General features: G+C 42.5%; 4 protein-coding genes. 3 read left to right on the top strand and 1 reads right to left on the bottom strand.

All coding sequences use genetic code 11. The features are described 5' to 3' along the window. Together ELS82_RS23810 and ELS82_RS23805 are read left to right on the top strand one after the other, a co-directional pair. On the top strand, window positions 1-113 hold a 113-nt coding region (locus tag ELS82_RS23810; RefSeq protein WP_134837628.1), incomplete at its 5' end, for an IS3 family transposase. A gap of 51 nt (window positions 114-164) precedes the next feature. After that, on the top strand, window positions 165-626 hold the full coding sequence (locus tag ELS82_RS23805; protein WP_134837627.1) for a T6SS immunity protein Tdi1 domain-containing protein: 462 nt from the start codon (window positions 165-167) through the stop codon (window positions 624-626). A gap of 215 nt (window positions 627-841) precedes the next feature. Here ELS82_RS23805 and ELS82_RS26515 read toward each other — a convergent pair whose 3' ends face one another. Continuing rightward, a complete protein-coding gene (locus ELS82_RS26515; protein ID WP_167489507.1) occupies window positions 842-1003 on the bottom strand; it encodes a hypothetical protein in 162 nt (53 codons plus the stop codon). Window positions 1004-1920: 917 nt separating this feature from the next. Here ELS82_RS26515 and ELS82_RS23795 point away from each other — a divergent pair. Further along, complete coding sequence (locus ELS82_RS23795) at window positions 1921-2412, top strand: GNAT family N-acetyltransferase (RefSeq protein WP_134837626.1); 492 nt, start codon at window positions 1921-1923, stop codon at window positions 2410-2412. Window positions 2413-3250: the final 838 nt, after the last annotated feature.

Below are 3250 nucleotides of genomic sequence, written 5' to 3'. Positions count from 1 at the left end.
ATATAGAAGAAGCTCGAATGGGGATCTTCGAATATATTGAGATCTATTACAATCGAAATAGAAAGCACTCAGCGTTGGGCTATGTGAGTCCAGCCGAGTTCGAAAGTGTGTAGTTATGTTGTGTCCACTTTTCGTGGGGTACACTAGTGCTTTGAGGGGAATTTATGCTTTTACTGACACCCGATGCAGGTGATATTTGCAAAGGCTTAGCTACTTGGAATTGGCTAGATTTTTCGGAGAAGACATTCCTTGTTGCAAATTTATTTGGAGATATGTTCTTTGAATCTAATGAGGGCATATATTTTTTCGATATGTTAGAAGGAACATTAACTGTTATCGCGACAGATAAAATCGAACTTCAATCGATATTAAATACGAAGCAAGGCCAGGAGCAATTGCTAATGGTTAGCCTAGTGATTGGGGCTCGTGATAAAGAATTGATGCTTTCTGAAAATGAGTGTTATGACTTCATAATTCCTCCCTGCTTAGGAGGCGAGCTAAGTGTAGGTAATTTGCAGGTGTTGCCTTTTCGTAGCAAGTTAGAAGCAACTGGCGCAATTTACTCCCAAATTAATGACCTACCAATAGGCACTGAGATTACGAGCGTAGAATTAGCACGCACATAACAATAAATTTAAGCAGATTCGCAACGCTTGGCATTTTCGGTTTGAATCAGTTTTAGTGTTTACGGCACAATGGGTTAGGTTAGTGGTAGCGTTGCTCACTACTTAATTTGGCGTTATGTTTACTTGTATTTCAAAGGCTTAAATATCTTAGGCTCAAGTTCTTTGTCCCTCAGGCAGTTTGTCCTCAGTAGACTCAGCAAATCCGCATTGTCGGTCTAAGTTCTTGAATCACTCAAGCCGTAAAACATGCCAATGTTCGCGGGTTGCTTCATTGCCAGGTCGTGGCGGTCGGCTTCTTGTTTAACTGGCTCAAAGTCGCTTTCAGGTTCATTACCAAGCAGCATTTCAGCTTGGCAGTTGCCTCGGCAATTCAACATTGTTTTGCGCTTTGGTTGGAAAGATAGGGCGCTTGTTGTTTCTTGGTCGGGTTGCCTCATTGGGCAGGGAAGTGGACTTACTGGTTTTAGGTTAATCGCCTTTGGTGGCCAAGTTGGTTCTTGCCTTGTGGTTTAGCTCAGAAAACCAGTGAGAAATAGCAGTTCTTTCTCAAGTAAATCATATGTTTGTGGTAAAACATAACAAACAATTCAACAGTGATTCGCAACGCTTGGCGCTCTCACTTCGGGTTGAACTAATTGTTTACGGCTCAGTGTTTAAGTTCAGTGTATGCGCTGCTCACACGTTAATTGGGCGTTATGTTTACTTGTAATTCAAAGGTTTAAAGGTCTTAGGCTCAAGTTCTTTGTTCCTCTGGAAATTCGTCCCTAGTAGACTCAGCAAATTCGCATTGTCAGCTTAAATTCTTGAATCTCTCAGCCCGTAAAACATGCCAATGTTCGTGGGTTGCTTCATTTTGAGGTCGTGGCGGTCGGTTGTTTGTGTAACTGGCTTTAAGTCGCTTTGGGGTTCTTAGCCAATTAGCATTTCGGCTTGGCAGTTGCCTCGGCAACTCAAAATTGTCTTGCGCTTTTGTTGGAAAGAAAGGGCGCTTGTTGTTTCTTGGGCGGGTTGCCTCATTGGGCAGGGAAGTGGAATTACACGTTTAAGGTTAATCGCTTTTGGTAGCCAAATTAGTTCTTGTCTTGTGGTTTGGTTCAGAAAAGTGGTTTGAAATAGCAGTTCTTTCTCAATTAAGTCAGTAACTTGTGGTAAAACATAACAAGCAATTTAAGAGGGATTCACAACGCTCGGCATTTTTGCTTCTACTTCAAATTTAGTGTTTATGGCACAATGTTTTAGGTTAGGTGGTAGCGTTGTTCACCCCTTAATTGGGCGTTATGTGCTTAGGAGTAAAATGGAAATTACGAAAGCGAAAGTAGCTCATCAAGACCAGTTTAAAGACTACGTTGAATCCTGTATTGCAGATGGTTTAGAGCTTTATGATGAAGCAAAAACTGACAGTAGTGCGTATCTGAAGAAGAGAGTTGCATACTCCAAAGGTTTAGGGTTGCCTGACGGTTGGGCGCCAATAACAACTTATTTTTGTATGGAGTCTGGTGTAATTCTCGGCTCAATCAGAGTTCGACACGGTACAAACGAGTACATTGAAAATGTCATAGGTCATATTGGCTATGAAACCAGACCGACAGCTCGTGGTAAAGGAGTCGCCTCATTTCTTCTCGCTTGGGTTCGGGACAATGTTGTATCTGACTCAGCTATTTTAACCTGTTCAATCGAGAACTCAGCTTCACAAAAGGTCATCGAAAATTGTGGTGGTGTTTATCTGGGCGACTACACAGATGAAAGTGAAGGTACAGTAAGGCGCTACCGTCTGGTACGCACATAACAATCTGTTTAAGAGTGATTCGCAACGCTTGGCATTTTTTCTATGCGTTGCGTTTAGTGTTTAAGGTGGCATGCGGCGACTTCGGCATTGCGTTGCTCACACCTTAACAGGGCGTTATGTTTACTTGAAATTCAAAGGCTTAAAGGTCTTAGGCTCTAGTTCTTTGTCCCTTAAGCAATTCGTCCCTAGTAGACTCAGCAAATCCACATTGTCGGTCTAAGTTCTTGAATCTCTCAGCCCGTAAAACATACCAATGTTCGTGGGTTGCTTCATTGTCGGGTCGTGGCGGTTGGCTTATTGTTTTACTGGCTCAAAGTCGCTTTCAGGTTCTTAGCCAATCAGCATTCCAGCTTGGCAGTTGCCTCGGCAATTCACCATTGTTTTGCGCTTTGGTTGGAAAGACAGGGAGTTTGTTGAAGCTTAGTCGGGTTGCCTCATTGGGCAGGGAAGTGGAATTACTGGTTTTGGGTTAGTCGATTTTGACGGCCAAGTTGGTTCTTGCCTTGTGGTTTGGTTCAGAAAACTGGTCAGAAATAGCAGTTCTTTCTCAAGTAAATCATGTGTTTGTGGTAAAACATAACAAACAATTCAACAGTGATTCGCAACGTTTGGCGCTCTCACTTCGGGTTGAATTTAGTGTTTACGGCGCAGTGTTCAAGTTCAGTGTATGCGCTGCTCACACGTTAATTGGGCGTTAGCTGTCTTTTCAAGTTTGGGCACAAAGTCGAATGTATTAAGTAAGAATACGAACTTACTTAGTGCTTTTGGTATTCTTAGTATGTCGTTTTCCATGCGTGCGTCAATCTCAATGGAGGCAGTACGAATATTAGGTTTTGTG

Origin of the sequence: Vibrio ouci (assembly GCF_004551525.1) — a bacterium.
In the GTDB taxonomy this organism is placed as follows: Bacteria; Pseudomonadota; Gammaproteobacteria; order Enterobacterales; family Vibrionaceae; genus Vibrio; species Vibrio ouci.
The sequence above is the reverse complement of the archived record's forward strand: the minus strand, read 5'-3'. Positions and strand labels throughout refer to the sequence as shown.

Excerpts from the sequence above, each read along its gene's own strand:
- ELS82_RS23805 (WP_134837627.1), top strand. The coding sequence starts at position 165 with ATGCTTTTACTGACACCCGATGCAGGTGATATTTGCAAAGGCTTAGCT.
- ELS82_RS26515 (WP_167489507.1), bottom strand. The coding sequence starts at position 1,003 with ATGTTGAATTGCCGAGGCAACTGCCAAGCTGAAATGCTGCTTGGTAAT.
- ELS82_RS23795 (WP_134837626.1), top strand. The coding sequence starts at position 1,921 with ATGGAAATTACGAAAGCGAAAGTAGCTCATCAAGACCAGTTTAAAGAC.